19 protein-coding genes and 1 pseudogene are annotated in these 19,780 nt (G+C 41.7%); 14 read left to right on the top strand and 6 right to left on the bottom strand.

Annotated elements, in window-relative coordinates:
* The first annotated feature begins 67 nt into the window (after window positions 1–67).
* Complete coding sequence (locus V7K76_RS22475; RefSeq protein ID WP_334775739.1) at window positions 68–1,324, top strand: FAD-dependent hydroxylase; 1,257 nt, start codon at window positions 68–70, stop codon at window positions 1,322–1,324.
* Window positions 1,325–1,868: 544 nt separating this feature from the next.
* Complete coding sequence (locus V7K76_RS22480) at window positions 1,869–3,743, top strand: iron uptake porin (RefSeq protein WP_334775738.1); 1,875 nt, start codon at window positions 1,869–1,871, stop codon at window positions 3,741–3,743.
* 41 nt (window positions 3,744–3,784) lie between these two features.
* Here the strand turns inward: V7K76_RS22480 and V7K76_RS22485 are convergent, their stop codons facing one another.
* Complete coding sequence (locus V7K76_RS22485) at window positions 3,785–5,305, bottom strand: site-2 protease family protein (protein WP_334775764.1); 1,521 nt, start codon at window positions 5,303–5,305, stop codon at window positions 3,785–3,787.
* A gap of 310 nt (window positions 5,306–5,615) precedes the next feature.
* Between V7K76_RS22485 and V7K76_RS22490 the strand changes: the two genes are divergently transcribed.
* From V7K76_RS22490 to V7K76_RS22505, 4 genes are all read left to right on the top strand, one after another.
* Window positions 5,616–6,317, top strand: coding sequence for an MBL fold metallo-hydrolase (locus V7K76_RS22490; protein WP_334775737.1), 702 nt, complete (start codon window positions 5,616–5,618; stop codon window positions 6,315–6,317).
* Between the two features lie 233 nt (window positions 6,318–6,550).
* Window positions 6,551–6,763, top strand: coding sequence for a hypothetical protein (locus tag V7K76_RS22495; protein WP_335030017.1), 213 nt, complete (start codon window positions 6,551–6,553; stop codon window positions 6,761–6,763).
* A gap of 223 nt (window positions 6,764–6,986) precedes the next feature.
* A complete protein-coding gene (locus tag V7K76_RS22500; RefSeq protein WP_334775735.1) occupies window positions 6,987–8,228 on the top strand; it encodes a phosphotransferase in 1,242 nt (413 codons plus the stop codon).
* An 81-nt stretch (window positions 8,229–8,309) separates the two neighbouring features.
* Window positions 8,310–9,398 carry a T3SS effector HopA1 family protein gene (locus V7K76_RS22505; RefSeq protein ID WP_334775733.1) on the top strand — a complete coding sequence of 363 codons (1,089 nt, stop codon included), beginning with the start codon at window positions 8,310–8,312 and terminating at the stop codon, window positions 9,396–9,398.
* Window positions 9,399–10,001: 603 nt separating this feature from the next.
* Here V7K76_RS22505 and V7K76_RS22510 read toward each other — a convergent pair.
* Window positions 10,002–10,341 (bottom strand): annotated as a pseudogene (locus V7K76_RS22510) (transposase); the annotation flags it as partial.
* A gap of 473 nt (window positions 10,342–10,814) precedes the next feature.
* On the opposite strand from V7K76_RS22510, the gene V7K76_RS22515 reads away from it, so the two are divergent.
* The gene (locus V7K76_RS22515; RefSeq protein WP_334775731.1) at window positions 10,815–11,081 is read left to right on the top strand and encodes a ribbon-helix-helix domain-containing protein; all 267 of its coding nucleotides are present in this window, start codon (window positions 10,815–10,817) and stop codon (window positions 11,079–11,081) included.
* The gene (locus V7K76_RS22520) at window positions 11,078–11,377 is read left to right on the top strand and encodes a type II toxin-antitoxin system RelE/ParE family toxin (RefSeq protein ID WP_334775730.1); all 300 of its coding nucleotides are present in this window, start codon (window positions 11,078–11,080) and stop codon (window positions 11,375–11,377) included. Before V7K76_RS22515 ends, V7K76_RS22520 begins: the two co-directional genes overlap by 4 nt.
* Before the next feature lie 128 nt (window positions 11,378–11,505).
* Here V7K76_RS22520 and V7K76_RS22525 read toward each other — a convergent pair whose 3' ends face one another.
* Window positions 11,506–11,718, bottom strand: a complete 213-nt coding sequence (locus tag V7K76_RS22525; RefSeq protein ID WP_334775729.1) for a hypothetical protein — start codon at window positions 11,716–11,718, stop codon at window positions 11,506–11,508.
* Between the two features lie 150 nt (window positions 11,719–11,868).
* On the opposite strand from V7K76_RS22525, the gene V7K76_RS22530 reads away from it, so the two are divergent.
* Together V7K76_RS22530 and V7K76_RS22535 are read left to right on the top strand one after the other, a co-directional pair.
* Window positions 11,869–12,333, top strand: coding sequence for a hypothetical protein (locus tag V7K76_RS22530; RefSeq protein ID WP_334775728.1), 465 nt, complete (start codon window positions 11,869–11,871; stop codon window positions 12,331–12,333).
* 116 nt (window positions 12,334–12,449) lie between these two features.
* On the top strand, window positions 12,450–13,130 hold the full coding sequence (locus V7K76_RS22535) for a polysaccharide deacetylase family protein (RefSeq protein ID WP_334775727.1): 681 nt from the start codon (window positions 12,450–12,452) through the stop codon (window positions 13,128–13,130).
* A 27-nt stretch (window positions 13,131–13,157) separates the two neighbouring features.
* On the opposite strand, the gene V7K76_RS22540 is transcribed toward V7K76_RS22535, so the two are convergent.
* Both V7K76_RS22540 and V7K76_RS22545 read right to left on the bottom strand, forming a co-directional pair.
* A complete protein-coding gene (locus V7K76_RS22540; protein ID WP_334775726.1) occupies window positions 13,158–13,589 on the bottom strand; it encodes a DUF6006 family protein in 432 nt (143 codons plus the stop codon).
* A 306-nt stretch (window positions 13,590–13,895) separates the two neighbouring features.
* On the bottom strand, window positions 13,896–14,873 hold the full coding sequence (locus V7K76_RS22545; RefSeq protein ID WP_334775725.1) for a carbohydrate kinase family protein: 978 nt from the start codon (window positions 14,871–14,873) through the stop codon (window positions 13,896–13,898).
* Window positions 14,874–15,235: 362 nt separating this feature from the next.
* Between V7K76_RS22545 and V7K76_RS22550 the strand changes: the two genes are divergently transcribed.
* The 4 genes from V7K76_RS22550 to rfbB all read left to right on the top strand — a co-directional run bounded on the left by V7K76_RS22550 (window position 15,236) and on the right by rfbB (window position 18,937).
* A complete protein-coding gene (locus V7K76_RS22550; RefSeq protein ID WP_099103136.1) occupies window positions 15,236–15,499 on the top strand; it encodes a helix-turn-helix domain-containing protein in 264 nt (87 codons plus the stop codon).
* Between the two features lie 443 nt (window positions 15,500–15,942).
* Window positions 15,943–16,644 carry a DUF6391 domain-containing protein gene (locus V7K76_RS22555; RefSeq protein ID WP_334775724.1) on the top strand — a complete coding sequence of 234 codons (702 nt, stop codon included), beginning with the start codon at window positions 15,943–15,945 and terminating at the stop codon, window positions 16,642–16,644.
* A 183-nt stretch (window positions 16,645–16,827) separates the two neighbouring features.
* Window positions 16,828–17,823: a glycosyltransferase gene (locus tag V7K76_RS22560; protein ID WP_334775723.1), complete on the top strand. Its 996-nt coding sequence runs from the start codon at window positions 16,828–16,830 to the stop codon at window positions 17,821–17,823.
* Window positions 17,824–17,875: 52 nt separating this feature from the next.
* Window positions 17,876–18,937 (top strand): dTDP-glucose 4,6-dehydratase, encoded by a 1,062-nt coding sequence (gene rfbB, locus V7K76_RS22565; protein ID WP_334775722.1) that lies wholly within the window; start codon window positions 17,876–17,878, stop codon window positions 18,935–18,937.
* 232 nt (window positions 18,938–19,169) lie between these two features.
* Here rfbB and V7K76_RS22570 read toward each other — a convergent pair whose 3' ends face one another.
* On the bottom strand, window positions 19,170–19,490 hold the full coding sequence (locus V7K76_RS22570) for an addiction module antidote protein (RefSeq protein WP_334775721.1): 321 nt from the start codon (window positions 19,488–19,490) through the stop codon (window positions 19,170–19,172).
* Window positions 19,491–19,780 lie beyond the last annotated feature (290 nt).

The raw sequence follows: 19,780 nt of genomic DNA on the forward strand, positions 1-19,780 counted from the left end.
TTAAAGTTGCTCTAGGAGCCGCGATCGCGTCAAAATAAGAGTTAAGACGCTGTAATCTAACTTAACAATGACCATAACGCAGCTTGAGCAAATTTCCCCTCAACCAACACCGCCAAATGAGCCGGGATATGAATATGATTTGGTAATTGTCGGCGGTGGGATTATTGGGTTAACTCTAGCCTCTGCTTTAAAAGATTCTGGCTTGAGTGTCTTGCTAATTGAAGCGAAAGTGGCATCTGCGGCGGTAGCGAAAGGACAAGCTTATGCAGTTCACAAACTTTCGTCGCTAATTTATGAAGGTATTGGCGTTTGGGAGAAAATGTTGCCTCAAATCGCTAAATATTGCCGAGTTCGTCTTTCAGATGCCGATTATCCCGATGTGGTGGAATTTACCACAGATGATATAAATACAGCAGAGTTGGGTTATGTGGCGGAACACCAAGCGCTGTTGCAGCCGCTGCAAGATTTCGTCCAAGATTGCCCAAATGTGACTTATCTCTGTCCGGCGGAAGTGGTAAATACGCAATACCAGCAGAATATAGTCGCCATTGATATAAAAGTTGCCGATCGGCTAAAGACAGTTCGCAGCAAATTAGTTGTCGCAGCAGATGGATCGCGATCGCCAATTCGGCAAGCAGCTGGAATCAAAACTTCCGGCTGGAAATATTGGCAATCTTGCATCGTCGCCTTTGTCAAACCAGAAAAACCCCACAATAACACTGCTTACGAGAGATTTTGGTCTAGCGGGCCATTTGCGATTTTACCTTTACCGGGGAACCGTTGCCGCATTGTTTGGACAGCCCCCCATGAAGAAGCAAAAGCTTTGTGTGCTTTAAACGATGAGCAATTTTTGGCAGAATTAAGCCGCCGCTATGGCGATCAGATGGGGAAACTGGAATTACTAGGCGATCGCTTTGTTTTTCAAGTACAACTCATGCAAAGCGATCGCTACGTTCTCCCCCGACTAGCATTAATTGGTGATGCAGCGCACAATTGCCATCCCGTCGGCGGACAAGGTTTAAATTTGGGTATTCGGGATGCAGCAGCTTTGGCGCAAGTAATTCAAGCCGCGCACAAAGCGGGTAAAGATATTGGCGATATTCAGATTCTCAAAGGTTATGAACGCTGGCGCAAGTTAGAAAATCTGACAATTTTAGGTTTCACCGATTTGTTAGATCGGATGTTCTCTAATAATTTCTTCCTTGTGGTGGTAGTTCGTCGCTTAGGTTTATGGTTATTGCAGCGAGTACCTGTAGTAAAAGTATTTATGCTGAAATTGATGATTGGCTTGAAGGGGCGGACTCCAGAATTAGCAAAACGATAAACTCCTTTGGGGAATTAAAATTTGCTTTCGTTTAGGGATTTCCAAATAAAAAAATATTCAATTAACTCTTGTGGGGTGGGCGTCTCGCCCGCCATACAGACTGGGCGGGCAAGATGCCCACCCCACAATATTGAATAATTTATTTCTTGGAGTTCCCTTAAATCAAAACACTTAGATACCCGACTTCTTAGAGAAGTCGGGTATCTGCTTATTCACCACTGATTTAAAATTGCTATATTTCATAAACGTTTATCTTATATCTAATACCATAAAAGTACACCAATCTAATTATTATTTTGTCAATAGTAATTATTAGAATTATCAATAGCACTAATTGTTAATTCTTTGCAGAAATAGTATTTACTATAATTTAATACTTGCGATATAAACGGATGCTTTGATAAGTCAAATCAGGAAAAAGCTTTTTGATTTGCAAATTTTAAAGTTAACAATACTATCTTGCTAACTTTAAATTTACTTATCAATACCATTTAAATATCGCAATCAAGTTTGTCACCATTTCATATATAGATTGGGAGTTATCATGGCAAAATATCTACTAGCTTGTGCTGGGGGAGTGGGCTTTTTATGGTTAATTGCTGGCTTATCACCAGTACAAGCCCTGCCTAGTTTAGAGATTGAAAATAAAAATGTAGCAATTTATCAAGATGTTGAAAACCATGAAAAAATTTATTTTAACAAAAGCAATTTAGCTAATGCTATTTCTGATGAATTACCGATATCTAATGAAAGCCAAAAAAATTTAGAGGTAGATTCTGCTAATAATTCTTTGCAGGCAATCACACCCCGATCTACAAATTCATCTCAACCATCAGACAAACTTGCACAAGTAACATCCGTGTCCCAATTGTCTGATGTACAGCCCACAGATTGGGCTTTTCAAGCACTACAATCTTTAGTTGAGCGCTATGGTTGTATCGCAGGTTATCCCAATGAAACCTATCGTGGGAATCGAGCGATGACTCGCTATGAATTTGCGGCTGGCTTAAATGCTTGTTTATCTCGAATAAACGAACTGATTGCGACTGCAACTGGTGATTTGGTCAAAAAAGAGGATTTAGCCAAGTTGCAAAAACTGCAAGAACAATTTGCTGCGGAATTGGTAACATTACGGGGTCGAGTAGATGCTGTAGAAGAACGCACAGCAAAACTAGAAGCAAATCAGTTTTCTACTACTACCAAACTTAATGGTGAGGCAATTATTGCTGGTGTTGGTGCTACTGGCGGCGCTCCCAATAAGAGCGATCCGAATTTCATGCTAGTCAATAGAGTGCGGTTAAATCTTACCACTAGCTTTACTGGTAAAGATTTATTAATTACTGGATTGCAAGCTTATAACTTTTTGGGTGGAGCCGATGGACAGGGTAGCTTACAACAAAGTTTAGGGTTAGCTGCGCCGCTTTTAAGTGCGAGTAGCGCACGTACCAGTTTTGAGCCACAATTTCCGGGGTTAAATGTCAATACTTTGTCGAGTGTTGGTGCAAACAGTGTTCAGCTTTACAAATTACTGTATATCTTTCCCATCGCTAATAAATTAACCTTGTTTGCGGGAACTGCGGCGGAAACATCAGATGCTTTCCCAGCCATTACACCTTTTTATGGTGAAGGACAAGAATCAATTTCTCGTTTTGGCGGCTTGAATCCTGTGCTACGGGTTTCTGGTGGAACTTCGGGTACTGGTTTAGCATCGGCGGCGGGATTTATTTTTAACATTTCGCCAAATTTGGATTTTAGAGCTTTATACGGCAGTGTAAATGCCAATTTACCCCAAAAATCTGCAAGTGAGGCACTACCAGGAGTTTCTACTACACCTTTGGGTGCAGGTTTATTTAGTGGTAGTAGTGTTATAGCCGCACAGTTAACCTTGAAGCCAAGTCGCGATATTGATATTGGTATCAACTATGCCCACAGCTATCACGAAATTAATATTTTGGGTACAGGATTAGTTAGTGATGATATCGGTGCTTTACCAGGGGTTGCGGCTGGGACACCAGTGGCGCTCAACTCTGTTGGGAGTACGGTAACATGGCGATTGTCTCCAAAAATAGCCTTGTCTGGTTATGGTGCAGCCTTGTTTGTCGATGCTTCTTCTAGTAGCGTCAATGCTTCCACCACCTTTACAAGTTGGATGGTAGGAATTCACTTTCAAGATTTACTCAAGTCAGGGAACAATGCAGGGATTATTTTTGGTCAACCCCTTTACCGTACTGATGCTAGTGGTTCGGCTCAACTTGGTGACAATCGAGCGACTCCTTACCATTTAGAAGGGTATTATCGCGTTAAAGTCAGCGACAATATCAGCATCACCCCTGGTGCCTTTATTCTGTTTAACCCAGAAGGTGACAGCAGAAACGAAACCACAACTGTAGGTGTACTTCGTACTACTTTTACGTTTTAACAAAAAGGGGGAGTGGGCAATAGAAAGTAGGGGTTATTCTGTTAAATTTGCAAAAAGTTAGCGATCGCTTGCGGTAATGGCAGAATAATTACAATCAACAAAGCCATTGCCAATAATCCCCAAACGTCACGTTGGTTATCCAATTCAGTGACATCATTCAGCGCCGGTTCATCAATCAACGGCATAAATAATAAGATAATCGCCCACACCAAAAATTCTTCTCGTACTAAAGCCAGTAATAGCAACAACATCCGAGCAATTTGACCAATTACCAGAGCAGTTCTTTGTCCAAACATCGCATGGACAATATGACCGCCATCTAGTTGTCCCACAGGCATTAAATTTAACGCTGTGACAATTAATCCCAGAAAACCTGCGACTGCAACTGGATGCAGGTGAAGGGCTGATTTTGCTGTTAACTGACTTCCTAAAGCAAACTTCGAGAGTAGCGCCAGTAAAATTGAATACTTAGGATTGAGGGCATCAAAATTCAAAAGTGGGGTTTTTTCATTCAGGGAAACTATATCAGAATGAGCCAAGCCCCATATTAGTAATGGCAAGGTAACAACAAAACCTGCAAATGGCCCAGCGATACTAATATCAAATAAAGCTTTACGGTTGGGAATGGGACTACGCATCTGAATAAATGCACCAAAAGTTCCCAAGAAGAAAGGCACGGGAATAAAGTAAGGTAACGTCGAGCGAATCTTGTAAAATCTCGCTGTCAAATAATGCCCAAATTCATGAATGCCCAAAATAGTCATCAATCCTAAAGCATAGGGCAATCCCTTAAATAGGATATCTGGGTTAGATAGAATTTTGAACAAAGAGCCAATATTCCATATAGGCGGCAGAGTAACACCAGCAATTTCCACACCTACCAAGGTAGTAGTTAGTAAAGTAGCTACGAGTAGTAGAAGTGCTAATCCTGGTCGAGTTAAGCGTTCTTGGTCGCGTCGTGGTGTATTTCTCTCTTTAGCAGCTTGAACGTTAGGAACCAGCACAAAGAAAGGTTTATCATTTAGACCTTCTTGAAAGATTAGCAAGAAGCGATCGCCAAATTGTGCTTCAATATTAGTCTTAATCTCTTGGTAAGCATTGCTGGCTTTAGTTCGCAACTGACCACGGCAAATTACAGATTGTGGTCGATACTCAATATTTTGAACGTAGTATACAGACCAAGGAAAACAATTTCGTAGTAGGGTTTCTTCTATTGGTTCAATGGGACGCACTATTGGTTCTGGGGTAGGCTGGATAGTCGGTTGCGATTCTGAGGCTTGGGCTTGGGCTTGGGTCTGTGTATCTCTTGGTACTTGACGCCCCCAGTGAAACAACGTCCAGTACAACACTGTGCAGACAAATATCGACCAGATGATCAGCCCTGGCGGCGGCGGTTGTTTCGCACCGTAGAACAGTGTCCATCCACTCAACAGAAATGCTGGTGTCATTAAAACCAGCCACAACAACCATACTGGTGTTCGGGTGATGTGAGCGACGCTGCGCTGCACCATTAGATAGGTAGCTAGCCCCAGCAGGAGGATAAACAGAAACCAAAATGCCATATTATCTTCAGTAATTTTGACGAAACGCCCCACCAGTAGCTTCAGCACCATAGCATTAACTACAAGGCAGACCTCAAATCCCAATTTTTTTCATAAAGGTTAACAGGGGACTGGGTATTGGGGACTGGGTATTGGGGACTGGGAAAGAAATTCTTTTAAGATTTGGTTGGCGTACCAGTCCCTAGTCCCTAGTCCCTAGTCCCTAGTCCCTAGTCCCCAATCCCTAGTCCCTAGTCCCCAATCCCTAATCCCCAATCCCCAGTTCAATCTTGAGAATTGCCACACTGTAACCAGATTGTTTACTTTGATTATGTGCCCTTTACCTCAACAACCAAGTCATAAAACTAAGCCACCACGCGCTGTCTTTCTTGACGGAGTTCCTAGCGGAAGTTCTCTGCAATCGGACTTCGCACAAGAGAGCATTTTTGCTTTTCCACCCAATCGGGACACATTAGGGGGAACCTCTTATCTTATTGTAAGAAATGAAGGCAATATCCTCATAGATTGCCCTGCCCTAGAGCAAACAAATCAAGATTTTTTGCAAACTCATGGAGGCGTGCGTTGGTTATTTCTCACCCATCGAGGCGCGATTGGCAAGACTGCTGAATTTCAGCAAACCTTTGGCTGTGAGGTGCTGATTCAAGAGCAAGAAGCTTATTTATTACCAGGCTTAACCGTAACTACCTTTAGGCAAGAATTTACTCTTGATGCAGCAACACAAGTGATTTGGACACCAGGTCACTCTCCCGGCTCATCTTGTCTCTACTATAGTGAACTTGGAGGTATATTGTTTTCTGGTCGCCACTTAGTTCCTAACCAGCAGGGTGAAGCAGTACCATTACGGACAGCTAAGACCTTTCACTGGCCAAGACAAATTCAAAGTCTTCAATTATTGTTAAAAAGTTTTACACCAGAAACTCTCCGGTACATTTGTCCTGGAGCTAATACAGGCTTTCTCAGAGGCAAGCGATTTGCACACAGTAGTAGTCTTTTCACTCGTTGCCTTCCCTAAAATGCTCACACAATGGTGACATACTCATACTTGAAAAAGGTACTGTTTCAACCTTGGCAAGAGTGCAGTTACATAAGCAGCACTCATGTAGCCTTTGTTTGCGATCGCCCATAGTCATCTACAATTTTTCGGTGACGAAAATAACGTGATAACAAGGCTTTCAAGCATAAATTAGGAAAATTAAATCAAAAAATAATTACTAATTACCGAAAAACTCCGGTTTTTTTGGCTTCGTGATGATAAATAAAAGTAATAGCATTGAATGTCATGCTTCTTACCGCGAAGGATTATTGAAATTCTTCACTGCTTTCAGGATGACTACTGAACATCAGTTTTTTGCTGGGGATGCTTCTTTGCCACGTAAAAAGGAGATGGGGCTACATCAAAAAGCTCTACCACAAAACTTACTTTATATGTATCTAAGTAACTATGCTGATAAGGTGTAAAGATGTGACGGTATCTTGGAGCAAATTTTAAAGGAATTGCAAAGAACTTGGTGCCATTTTGGCAGGTTTCTCTCCCAAATATGGGATATTAGTAGATTGTACAAATCTTTATCTTTATTCACATCTGCCTTCTAGCACTAATTCCTATCTACTGAAAACTGTTAAGACCAAGCAAATTTGACACAGATAAGTTTAACTAATTTAACGAAGTAGGAAGTAATACATGGTATTATCACTGTCTTCTCATAACGTTATCCAGTACCTACAAGACGCGGGTCTGTGTAGCTCAGAAGATGACTTATCAGATAAATCTGAGTTACCAGGAAGTAGTCAGAACAATTTCAATATACTGGTGACTTTAGCAGATAATCGCCAGTTGCTCCTGAAACAAGAACGTAACGTTAACAACAAGGACGCCGCGCCTCATGAATTGTTTCAGGAGTGGCTATTTCACCAGTTGCTCCAACAGTTTCCAGTTTTAGGTAACACTTCAGCAATCGCGCCATTGGTAGTGCATTTTGACGAAGAAAATTCTATTCTTGTCCGCAGTTACCTGAGTGAATATGTGGAACTTGCGATATTGTACCACAACAATGAGATTTTTCCACAAGAAATTGCTTCTGCTATCGGCACTACTTTAGCGGGACTGCATCGCGCCACCTACAACCGCCGAGAATATCAGAATTTTATGGCAACTGCTCCTCAAGGAGAGTTTCGCTATGGCTTTTACAATCCGGCGCAAGGGTTAGGGTCAATGGGGCCGGAGATTTTTAGGACTGTTCCCACGAATGCACTGAAATTCTATGTTCTCTATCAACAGTACGAGAGTTTGGAATCTGCGATCGCAGATTTGGCATATAGCTGGAATCCTTCCTGCTTGACTCACAACAACCTGAAATTGAACAATATTTTAGTTCATTCCAGGTGGGAACAACTAGACAATTGCCTAGTACGACTAATTGACTGGGAAGCTTGTTCTTGGGGAGACCCAGCCTTTGATTTAGGAACTTTACTAGCAAGCTACTTCAGAATTTGGCTCAAGAGTCTGGTAGTAGACCCCACCATTGAGTTAGAAGAATCTCTACATTTGGCGTTGACACCGTTAGAGATTTTACAACCTTCACTGATTGCTCTAATTAGAGCTTATGTGAATGCTTTCCCGATGATTTTGGAATACCGCAGTGACTTTATTTTGCGTGTTATCCAGTTTGCGGGGCTGGCACTGATTCATCAAATTCAAGATACGATTACGTGCCATAAATACTTTAATAATGCTGAACTCTGTATGCTGCAAGTAGCAAAAAGTTTACTAACAATGCCAGAGCAAGCGATACTAACCATTTTCGGGATATCAGAGTCAGAAATTCTGAATCCTGTGGCAAAAATCCATAAATTCACTCAGCCTGTAAGGGAACAGCAGTTACTTCGTATTTATTACGAAAAAACTCGGTTGCGTGGTTGTTAGTAGTAATTTCAACAAGAACACACAATTCTGTATTCTGACTCCTGAATTCTATTTTGTTAAAGTTTGATTTCTGAATGAATAATGCTAAATTCTTCTATCAATCAATCGCTAAATTCTCTATTTGATATTGCTCAGAATATCCAGATTGAGTCTAATTTTTGTATTTACCATCCCAATTATCAGCCTTTTGCTCTGCCGACTAAAATAGCCGATAGATTTCAGCAAAATTCCGTAGATTTACAACAGAAATATCTCTCTTTATTGCTAAGAAATTTTCTCTATGGCATCTATTACAATGGCTCCCTACAAAGTACTTTAGCCGTCAATACTGATAGTACTAATCACCCACCAAAGCATAATTTAGCAGACAATTCCATTTTGGAGATTGATTGGGACTTTTATGAGCAACTACACGCCAGTAATCACGGCATAGGTTACTTTGACCCTCAATGGCAGGTGTTGCGAAAAGAACCTGATGGAACTATGGCGGTGACTAAAGGTGGTTTAACACTTTATGTTGAGCCAGATTGCCATCTAAAATCCAGTAAGAAATCTACCAAAGTGGGTGACATGCTAGCAATCTGGATGCCCAAAAATCGACTGCAAAATGGCTGTTACTTAGCAGTTAGCAATTTTGGACAGGAACGGCAAAGTAACCCAGATGCCGATTTAGGAGCAGGGCGAATCTACTTTAACTTTACGCCATCCGGTGCGATCGCTCTCATGGAAAGCTTGACACTGCAATTAAACGCAGCCTCGATTCCCTTTAGCTTTCAGGTTCTCCACAACCCTTCTGCATACGCACGCTATGATTCGGGGCTACTTTACTTTGAAATCCCCGACTATCCAGCAATCCGCACAATCCTTCAGGCTGTTTATATCGAAAATCAATCCCATTTCCAGCCCAAAATTCCTTTGTTTACCAAATTTTTAGCCCCAGGGTTAGGTTTAGCTGAGGAACCAACCCAAAAATTTGCAGCACAAGAAAGTTTTGGAATGAACCGTTGCCAAATCGTTGCTAATGCTTTATTGGAAGCTTGGCAAAAAGGTAAAAATGCGATGGAGGAACGGATGAGGGTTATTGACCAACATTTTGCGCGGCATCTAATAGATTTGCAGCGTCCTTATCTCAATCCCAGTTCTGAGGATATATACAAGCCATTAAATTGATGGGGATTGGGCACTGGGGATTGGGGATTATTATTCCTCCTAGTCCCTAGAACAACGATTTAGTAATATAACACGAGACTGGACAACCAGATTTTTAGGTCATTTCAAGCACAATTTCTTTTCTTGCGCCTAAAAGAAACCTGAATTTTTCATCATGACCATGAATACTGAATTGGCCTTCTATAGCGCAATACCTTGGGGAGTTTGGGTGATTTGGCGCTCATTACCTTGATCTCAAGGGGATTGAGCAGTTCAGTAGCGTTGGTATCCGGCTGGGTGCGGTTTAAAACAAGTCGCAAGTCGCAAGTCGCAAGTAAGTTTTGTGAAAGCGACGCGCAAAGCGAGTCTGCGATAGCGCCGGCGGCAAGCGAGTACTCGAGCGTCGCGTCCGGGGATTTAGACCCCGACCCAAAACTTGCCGGTGAAGAGAACCGGGGGACTTAAACCCACCGTACTCTGTTGACATCCTCACCGCAGTGAACGGTCGGGGATTCTGGAGTAATGAGTAATAAGTAATAAGTAATGAGTAAATACCCATTTTTCATCCACTCATTACTCATTACTTTAAAGTATTGCGTGAAGCACGTAGCTCTAGACCCAATTTTTCGGTAAATAAGTCAGCTGCAACAGTTCAACAGCAATTATACTCAAAAACCAATAGTATTGCCTTCATACCATCGGCAGCAAGTCTGTATCGTTCAACTTGACACCCCGATTTTAAAATTTTATGATATTCCTCTACTCGCCAACGGTAAGAATACCAACGCAGAATTGTAGCAGCAATAGTTGCATCGGTGACTGCTTCTGTTGTCAATAACATCCATTCTACAGGAGTTTCACCTTCTGGACAATCTATTTCTATGGCATAAACAGCATAAACTTCAAGTGGATCTCGATTATCAAAACGGTAAGGAGTACGGAGATTAACTTGGCAAAATCGCACCTCGCACCCTCATTCAATCGGCGTTGGCGAAGCCTACCGTAGGTAATCGCCTAATTCACAAGTAGCAAAATTTTTCTCCCACCAGTCCAACATTATTTGTCACCTTTAGCACCCAATTTCAATTACTGTACCCTATGTGCTGTGCTTTATCTAAAATCCTTTGTGAGCAAGCCTTTTGAGACTTAACGGTAAAAGTCAGTTCTGCGTCAGGGTGATGGTCATAATTGGTAGAGGGTCAAAGTTAATGAGATAGATTTTCAATAATCTTACTGCGATCGCTTGACTCTCTGGCACATTGTTGAGTCGGTTGCCGACTGCATAAGTGTTGTCGGCTGTAATCCCGGCATCAGTGTGAGGCGATCGCGTAAAGCCTGCGGCATAGCTACGCTTAGGATGCAGCCCAAGCTAGAGAAGTGACTCACAAAGAGTATCGTCTAAAATGATTGATAGCCGTATATTAAAGTATTTAACCTATGACTATTAATATTAAGCCCGAACATGAGCAATTAATCAAAGCGCAAATTGCTAGTGGTAGATTTACGAATGCGGATGAAGTAATTGATACAGCATTGCGATTACTAGAAAAATTGAATGATGAGTATATGCAGTGGGTAGAAGAAACTCGGCAAAAAGTAGATGTTGCTATTGCAGAACTTGACAGAGGAGAAGGACTAGATGGTGAGACAGTTGTCATACAGATACTAGAAAGATTTCAAAAAGCGCGTGAGGCTGCGGAGTGAATCAATATATTATCTCACCGTCTGCAAGTCGAGATTTAAATGAAATTGGAGATTATTTTTTAGCTATAAACTTGGAAACAGGAGAAAAACTTTTGAGAGAATTTAACAAAAAGTGCCAAAACTTAGCAAATTTTCCCAATATGGGACGTAGTTATTTTCGGATTAATTCTGAGTTGCGTGGTGTTCCACTTGATGGATATATCATCTTTTATCGAGTATTAGATGATGGGATAGAAATTTTGCGCGTGGTAAGTGCGCGTCGAGATTTAGAATCGTTGTTTTCGGAGGAGATTTGAAGAGTTTTTTAGTTGAACATACGTGAACTGCTCTCAGCTTATTTTGTAAAATTATCCTATCCGCTAGTTTCCAGGACAAAATATACAAAGCGATCGCTCCTTCAGATAATGCGTAGAGAGCTATATTGCTATCCCTGATAAGGACAATCAAGAATTTGCTGGAGTGTGATTTGTTTGGCTGGGATAATCAGACTGGGGCGTAGATTAAAATATTCTGGTACACCTGCGATCGCTTTTTCCAAATCTTGCGGTAGCTCCCGTAACTTTCTATCAACGTCCTCAGCGTTCCTGAAGTACGAGATACGGTGCTTACGCACCTGTCTCTCAGGGGTTTTCGGCATTTCCCTTATAAACAAAACTTTGACAAAAAACAGTACATTTGCTATCAAGCAAATAAGTAGCACAAATCTGAAGATAATTTGTGTATGTTAGGTAATGTAATAGCAATTAAGACTGTATCGTCATGAATGCTCTCACTTGGAGTCACATCTATGGGCGAAGCCAAACGACGTAAACAACAAGACCCAGCATGGGGTATGAGCTTTGAGGCTTGGGGTAAACTATTCCAACCCAAGGTCAAAACTTACATGACACAATCTGGTTTACAAGTCTGCGATTTTCAAGACTTATATCAAGATATGATGTGGTATCACCATCGCATCAATTTAGCTGTTGAAAGGCGTGCTGAGGGGTTATCAATATTTGCTGTCAAAAACTATGTCTGCCACGCCCTTGATACTCGTTTGAAGTGCTTTCTACCTCTGGAAAAATGCGATCGCTACGCCGAGTCTGGATACCGAGAATGGATGACTGCTGCCTGGCTTGACTTGAGTAGAGAAAGAGACGGGATTTACATTTTTGGTCGTCATACTCCTGAGTTTGTGGGTTGGGTCTACCATCATGAACCAACCCTTAATGGTCTTTATGGTTTTGCAACTCCACACCCGGAACTTTAGCACCTTTACTAAAAGTCCCCAATTGTTATAGATATATATTGGGATATAGATTTCAAATTAGACAGTTTTGAGAAATGAATGTATAAAATTTCTTGAAAGCTACGGAAATACTCAAGATGCAATTTGCGCCTCTATTCCCAATTTTCTACCGCATTCTCCAGCCGAGTTTTCCCAACTGTCTTTGGTGTGGAAATTCTCAGACTAAAGCGATCGCACTCACATTCGATGATGGGCCACATCCCCAATACACACCTGAAGTCTTGGCTGTATTAGATCGTTACAACATTACAGCGAGTTTTTTTTGGTTGGGTGTTTGCGTCAATCGTTCACCAGCCATTGCAAAAGCTGTTAGCGATCGCGGACACTGGATCGGATTGCATGGCTACGATCATCGCTCTTTTCCCCTACTTTCCCCAAATGACTTAAAGGAAACTTTAGAAAAAACCCAAGCTGCTATCTACAACGCCTGCAATCTGCAATCTGAACAAGTGCGAGATGTCCGCCCTCCCAATGGTTTATTTACACCTGCTACTTTAAAATTGTTCTTTCAGTGGAATTACCGCCCAGTGATGTGGAGTGTTGTACCAGAAGACTGGGTGCGACCCGGTGTCACTACCGTGGTACGGCGAATTATGCAGCAGGTTAAAAATGGTTCAATAATTGTTTTGCATGATGGTGCTTGCGGTGGACAAGATGTTACTGCCACAATTCAAATTCTCATTCCGCAACTGCTACAAGAAGGTTATGAGTTTGTGAGCATTGATAATCTGTGGCAGCAAGTTAAGACCATACTTTAGTATTAGCCTGTCAAGTTAAATTAAAGTTTATCTGCGATTACGACATTGCAGTGGGTAGCGCTTACCCCGCCATGTCGTCCAACCATCTGCGATTTTAGTACGACTGTTGTATTTGAGATACCAGTTATCTTGTTCTGCACCTAAATAACGAATACCTAAATCCTGTCTTTTGGTGCTGGAAAAACGTTTTCCTAGAGGAACCCACGCACTACCATTATCACTGAACCGCCCGACAAGACGGACACCAGAAGTCGTAGAGCAAACATCACCATTACAACTAGTTTGTGGGTCATCGACTACTTTCCACTGCATTTGGGCTGGTCTACCGTCAATATTACAATCCCAGAGACCAAAGAACCACTCACCAGCTATTTGACTGGCTTTAGCATGACTAGATACTAATACTAAGCTTGCAGGAACAATCGCCAAACCCAAAAGCCATTTTGTAATGTTTTTCATAATGCTTTGCCAATACCTTAAACTAATTTTTACTTTCTATTCACTTATATGTATCAGCATTGCTGTTTATGCAGATAATTAAAGCATTAAGATTTAATATTTTTTTCATGTTCAAGACTTTTGATGCGTTTTGTAGAGTCCAACTACTAGTTTGTCAAATTCATTTTGACGGTTAGAGAGACGCGATGAATAAGAGACGCGATAAATCGCCGTCTCTACAGTGAATTTATCTATCAATTATTTATTGACAGACTATTGAGAATATCAGCCTTTGGTGGCTGATATCCCAGTGGCTTGTGCTAATTACTAAAGTTGATGGGTAGCTAGAAAAGCTTCGACTTCAGCACTTGTTGGTTGAGAAGCGATCGCACCTGCTTTAATGGTAGTCAGTGCCCCAACAGCACTGGCATAAGTAACAATGCGTTTTGCTGTTTCTGCATCCCGCAAGCCGTGGATGCCATTCTGACTCAACTGATGGATAAATCCTGCTAAAAAACTATCTCCTGCACCAGTTGTATCAACTACAGGAATGGAAAACGAGGGTAATTTGCCTTCGTTCTCACCCAGACAATAAGTGCAACCGTTTTCCCCATCTGTCACCAATACCCCCTCAATGGAAGCTAGACGGTAAGTGATAGCTCCGGGATCTGCGGTTTCAAATAGCCATTCCGCTTCTTCTTTGGAGAGTTTCAGGAAATCAACTCGCTTAAATAATTCTGGAATTTTTTGATGAGCGATGTTTGGTTCATCCCAAAATACAGGACGCCAGTTGACATCCAGCACAATTTTCAAGTCATAACGTTCTGCTAACTCTAAAGCACGGTGAATTGCCTTTTCACTTTCAGGATAGGCTAATTCCAAAGTACCCAAAACCAGAAAATCTGCCTCTTGAAACAGTGAATCTGACAATTGTTTAGCTTGCAGGCGAGTATCGGCAAATTCAGAAGTATCATACTCACCAAATCCGGCAAAAGTGCGATCGCCAGCCAGATCCCGTGTAACATAAACTTGCCGCGTTGGCGCTGTGGGATGGCGTTGTATCCCCGTCGTTTCTACACCTACATCTTGTAATACCTTGACCAATGCATTCCCTGGTTCATCTTCGCCAACAGCTCCAATAAATCCTGCTGATGTCCCCAACTTGACTAAAGCACAGGCGACATTAGCAGGTGCCCCTCCTGGGTAGGGAGTCCAAGATTTCACTTCTTCCAGCTTTAGCCCCAATTGATCGGCTAAACAATCAAACAAAATTTCACCAAGGCACAAAACACGGGGATTGCTCATCTCATTTTAAATTTTAGATTTCGATTTGTGATTAGGAATTTACAGTATAAAATCTACAATAATTTTTGCTAATCTGTCGCCAGTCCTTAATAGAATTAAATGGCAATTTTTACTACTTATATAATATGTACGTGCTTTTCATCTCACTTATTTCAGCTAAGTGCTTAGACGACGTTTTCATTTCATTGAGCTATATTTATTACTTTCAAGACTGAGTGTTTTATCTGGATGTCAATTTGAAATCCAAAGAAAATATTGACAATCTTATTACTGCTAACACTTGAAACCCCTACCAAGAAAAGAATCTTCTAGAATTAGAAAGAGCGATTGAGTACATATACCAAGGGAGGATAGAAATAGTCATGGCTGGTGGCAAGTCCGAGACCCCCGTTAGTCTGTCAGACAGAGAACTGCAAATTATCGACTTAGTAGCCGCTGGCTTAACTAACCAAGAGATTGCGGGAAAACTGGAGATTAGCAAGCGTACAGTTGATAACCATATCAGTAATATTCTCACCAAGACCGAGACAGATAATCGAGTAGCCCTTGTCCGCTGGGCTTTACAGTGGGGCAAAGTCTGTTTGAACGATGTCAATTGCTGTACTCTGCCTAACCAGATCGAATAAACAATTTACTAATAGCAACGTAATTGCTTTGGTCTGGTATAGTTACAAGCCAATTTTGAGTTTTACTGATTTTCCCATCTTCACGCCTAAGTTTTCAGTGTGAACACTCTACCAAAAGTTCCGAGTCCTTCACTCAGCCGGATTTTATGTTAGTGGAGCCAGCTGACCCTCGGACTCGGAAACTATAAAGATCAGAATTTCTTATTCAGCAGAACAGATGTAGGAGTGGGGAATGGGGAATGGGGACTGGGGAATGGGGAATGGGGAATAGGGAATAGGGAATAGGGAATAGGGAGAAGCATCTACAATGCCCAATGCCCAATGCCCAATGCCCCATTCCCTAACTAAAAATCATCTACAAAAATTAGCAACAATTCAGTGGTGCAAGCGTTACATTTGAAAGAAATCTATGTTGCCCCATCGGCTTTGGGAGTAGTGTTCCAATGAATACTTCCGCTTCTTTTCAGGGTAGCTCGTCTCCCTTTGAATTTTTTAACTTTGATTTTACGACACCTGTATCTGAGAAAGTTCCAAGTCTTGAAGACCAATTTTCAGACTTTCCACAACCCACACAAGACACCGACTTACTCAGACAGCTATCGTTTATTCCAGGGTTGAAAGAAATTTTGATGTTGCGGCAGGTTCATGCCCTAGAACATGCTACTGTTTGGGTTCTCAGCGAATCAAAAAGTGCCTATCCTGCTAGAGGAGAATCCACTAATGTTCAACTAGATAATGAGCTATTAGGCGGTTTGTCTACTGAACATGGATTCTACCTTTATGGTGAGGTAAATATTAGTGATTTGCGGCGTGCAGTCACACTTGCTCGACATCGCATCACCAGTGGAGAATGGGATTTGGCTGTACATCCCCGTTGTGGCACAAATTTATCAGTAGCAATGCTCTTAACCGCTGGACTAGCTATGGGTGTGCATCTGTTGTTACCATTTCGACCAATTGAACAACTTATAGGTTTGGGGTTAGCAGCAACGACAGCCGCAGAACTCGCGCCTGATTTAGGTTCTATAGCACAGCGTTACCTCACAACTGCCATTCCTTTTAACCTAGCAATTGAAAATATTACCCGTACACGCGACGTTTGGGGACGTGAGGCACATTTTGTTAAAGTGGGCTGGCAAGAGTAGATATGAGGGAAATGAGGAGGATGAACAAGATATTAGACATCTCCGAAAAAGAATGTAGAGACGTAGCACTGCTACGTCTCTACAAGGGTTCTGGATAACGCATATTTAATTTATGGAGATGTCTATTGTTCCCTTCTCTTCCCCCATTCCCCACTCCCTACTCCCCACTTCCCTAAAAAAATTATGAGAAAACTTTACTTCTTACTCCCCGGTACAGATGGCAAATTTGCCTGTGGTGGTCTTTGGGCAGAATTAAAAGCACTTAATCTAGTTCAGCATATTTGTAGTGCTGATGTTGTAACTTACCGTCAACGAGAAAAAGATAAGCTTTTTCTCGATGATTTGCTAGAAGAGAAAAATTTAAATGATGTAATTTTTGTCATCAGTTGGGGATTTGATATAGCTCAACTTGTGGCTAAACTTAAGCAATACAATGTCGTTTACCATGCACACAGCGCAGGTTATCCATTTAGACTACCTGCAAGTATTCCGATCATGACTGTGAGCCGCTATACGATGGGATATTGGGGAGAAAAATCACCCAATTCTCTGATTTATTATTTGCCCAATCAAATTTCTGATGAGTTTCAAAATTTAGGTCTGGAACGGGATATTGATGTTTTAGTTCAAGCTCGGAAGTCTTCTGAGTATTTAATTAAAGAATTGATTCCGGCCTTGCAAAAACGTTGTAAAGTATTGGTTGTGGATTCATACATAGAGGATTTGCCTGGACTATTCAACCGAGCTAAGGTTTACCTCTATGATTCTGCTGAGTACTGGGCACAACAGCGCGTTAGTGAAGGATTTGGTCTACAACCAATGGAAGCTCTGGCCTGTGGCTGTCAAGTATTTTCTAGTGTTAACGGTGGATTGGCTGATTACTTAGATCCGGGATTTAATTGCTATAAAATTGCTGGGTATTCTCAAGAATATGATGTCGAACGTATTCTCAAGGTAATTGAATCCTCAGTATTGTTTAACTTGTCCGAAGATTTTTTGGTTGAACATCGGACTGAAAATATTATTCAGCGTTTCCAAGTTATTCTGGATGAGTTGAATGAGTTTTTTGATCATAAAATTCAGCAGCCATCTAATATTAAGAGTTTGACGAAAATACGGATGGCGAAATTACTCGCTCAGAGGATATATGCGAAGGTGAGGAAGAAATATTTTAAGTAATAGAAACTAACCGCAGAGGCGCAGAGAACACAGAGAGAAGAGAGGAAATGGAATGAATCGGCGGTTATTAGTTACTGGGGGTGCGGGGTTTATTGGGGCAAATTTTGTACATCACTGGTGTCAAGTTTATCCAGACGATCGCGTGGTGGTGTTAGATGCTCTTACCTACGCGGGGAATCGTCTGAATTTGGCGCTGGTTGAGGGAAGAGAGAATTTCCGGTTTGTGCAGGGGGATATTTGCGATCGCACCATCATAGACAAGCTATTATTAACCGAGAATATTGATACCATCGCCCATTTTGCTGCTGAATCTCATGTCGATCGTTCGATTCTTGGGCCTGCGGCTTTTGTGCAAACTAATGTAGTGGGAACTTTCACCCTACTAGAAGCTTTTCGGCAACATTGGCAGGCAAAAGCACAGCCATCTGATTATCGTTTCCTACACGTTTCTACTGATGAAGTCTACGGTAGTTTGAGCGCAGATGATGCAGCTTTTTGTGAAACTACACCCTACGCTCCCAATAGTCCCTATTCAGCTTCAAAAGCGGGTAGCGATCATTTAGTGCGTGCTTATTATCATACTTATCAACTGCCAACCATTATCACAAATTGCTCTAATAATTACGGTCCTTATCAGTTTCCCGAAAAGCTAATTCCCTTGATGTGTATCAACGCTTTGATCGGGAAACCATTACCTGTCTATGGCGATGGTAAAAATGTCCGTGATTGGCTTTATGTGGGCGATCATTGCCATGCTTTAGATGTGGTAATTAATCAGGGTAAACCAGGAGAAACATATAATATTGGTGGCAATAATGAGGTGGAAAATATTAACCTCGTGCAACTTTTGTGTCAGATGATGGATGAATTAGCATCTGATTTACCAATACATCCAGCAAAACAGTTGATTACTTTTGTCAAAGATAGACAGGGACACGACAGGAGATATGCAATTAATGCGAACAAAATTAAAACTCAGCTTGGTTGGACACCTTCAGTAACAATTGCCGAGGGTTTACGTTTGACAGTTGAATGGTATCTCAATCATCGTGATTGGTGGGAACCTCTGCTATCTGCGGAATATCAAGCTTACTATCGCAAAAATTATTTTTAACCGAGTACCGTGGGTTTAAATCCCCCGGTTCAATAACCGGCAAGTTTTGGGTCGGGGTCTAAATCCCCGGACGCGACGCTCGAGTACTCGCTTGCCGCCGGCGCTATCGCAGACTCGCTTTGCGCGTCGCTTTCACAAAACTTAATTACGAATTACGAATTACGAATTACGAATTATTTAACCCACATTCTGCACCCAACCCAATAGTGTCACTATCGATAATTGTTGTGATTTACTCTGTCGATGGAGGCATGATTTTTTGTGGCGTGAGGCAATATCCCAGTGCCTTCATGATGGAATTGACGTTTTCAAGGCGCGGGTTGCCATTGCTGGATAAGGCTTTTTGCAATCCCCGACGTGTCATGCCTATTTGCTCGGCTATCTCACTAATTCCTCGTACACGAGCAACGACGCGCAAGGATGCCAACAACGCACCGGAATCGTTGTCTTCTGCATATTCCTGAAATATCTCCGTCAAATAATTGTCGATTTCTTCCGGGTGCTTACGGAAGTACTCTTCTTCAAATTCATCAAGTGTTCTAAATTTTCTCACCGTTTAGGTACTCCTTCCAGTAAGCTTTTGCGTCTTCGATGTCCTGATTCTGTGTGCTTTTGTCGCCTCCACACAGTACGACAACAATATTTTCAGCATCTTCACCGAAATAGACGCGATAACCGGAACCAAAGAACATTTATAACACATGCGAATTATTATTCGCACTATTTTTTTAGATAACCCCAAAGTTGCGATCTTCAACTGCTTTCAATAAATTATCAGGCTCCCACAGTTTATCTAGACAATGACTATCCTTGAATATAAGGGAATCAAATCAGCGTAAACTG

This window comes from Nostoc sp. (genome assembly GCF_036917975.1).
Taxonomy (GTDB): Bacteria; Cyanobacteriota; Cyanobacteriia; order Cyanobacteriales; family Nostocaceae; genus Nostoc.

Coding starts and splice junctions, on each gene's coding strand:
- V7K76_RS22500 (WP_334775735.1), top strand. CDS start 6,987: ATGGTATTATCACTGTCTTCTCATAACGTTATCCAGTACCTACAAGAC.
- V7K76_RS22560 (WP_334775723.1), top strand. CDS start 16,828: ATGAGAAAACTTTACTTCTTACTCCCCGGTACAGATGGCAAATTTGCC.
- V7K76_RS22480 (WP_334775738.1), top strand. CDS start 1,869: ATGGCAAAATATCTACTAGCTTGTGCTGGGGGAGTGGGCTTTTTATGG.
- V7K76_RS22490 (WP_334775737.1), top strand. CDS start 5,616: ATGTGCCCTTTACCTCAACAACCAAGTCATAAAACTAAGCCACCACGC.
- V7K76_RS22475 (WP_334775739.1), top strand. CDS start 68: ATGACCATAACGCAGCTTGAGCAAATTTCCCCTCAACCAACACCGCCA.
- V7K76_RS22525 (WP_334775729.1), bottom strand. CDS start 11,718: ATGCCGAAAACCCCTGAGAGACAGGTGCGTAAGCACCGTATCTCGTAC.
- V7K76_RS22555 (WP_334775724.1), top strand. CDS start 15,943: ATGAATACTTCCGCTTCTTTTCAGGGTAGCTCGTCTCCCTTTGAATTT.
- V7K76_RS22545 (WP_334775725.1), bottom strand. CDS start 14,873: ATGAGCAATCCCCGTGTTTTGTGCCTTGGTGAAATTTTGTTTGATTGT.
- V7K76_RS22505 (WP_334775733.1), top strand. CDS start 8,310: ATGCTAAATTCTTCTATCAATCAATCGCTAAATTCTCTATTTGATATT.
- V7K76_RS22530 (WP_334775728.1), top strand. CDS start 11,869: ATGGGCGAAGCCAAACGACGTAAACAACAAGACCCAGCATGGGGTATG.
- V7K76_RS22515 (WP_334775731.1), top strand. CDS start 10,815: ATGACTATTAATATTAAGCCCGAACATGAGCAATTAATCAAAGCGCAA.
- rfbB (WP_334775722.1), top strand. CDS start 17,876: ATGAATCGGCGGTTATTAGTTACTGGGGGTGCGGGGTTTATTGGGGCA.
- V7K76_RS22485 (WP_334775764.1), bottom strand. CDS start 5,305: ATGGCATTTTGGTTTCTGTTTATCCTCCTGCTGGGGCTAGCTACCTAT.
- V7K76_RS22535 (WP_334775727.1), top strand. CDS start 12,450: ATGCAATTTGCGCCTCTATTCCCAATTTTCTACCGCATTCTCCAGCCG.
- V7K76_RS22540 (WP_334775726.1), bottom strand. CDS start 13,589: ATGAAAAACATTACAAAATGGCTTTTGGGTTTGGCGATTGTTCCTGCA.
- V7K76_RS22550 (WP_099103136.1), top strand. CDS start 15,236: ATGGCTGGTGGCAAGTCCGAGACCCCCGTTAGTCTGTCAGACAGAGAA.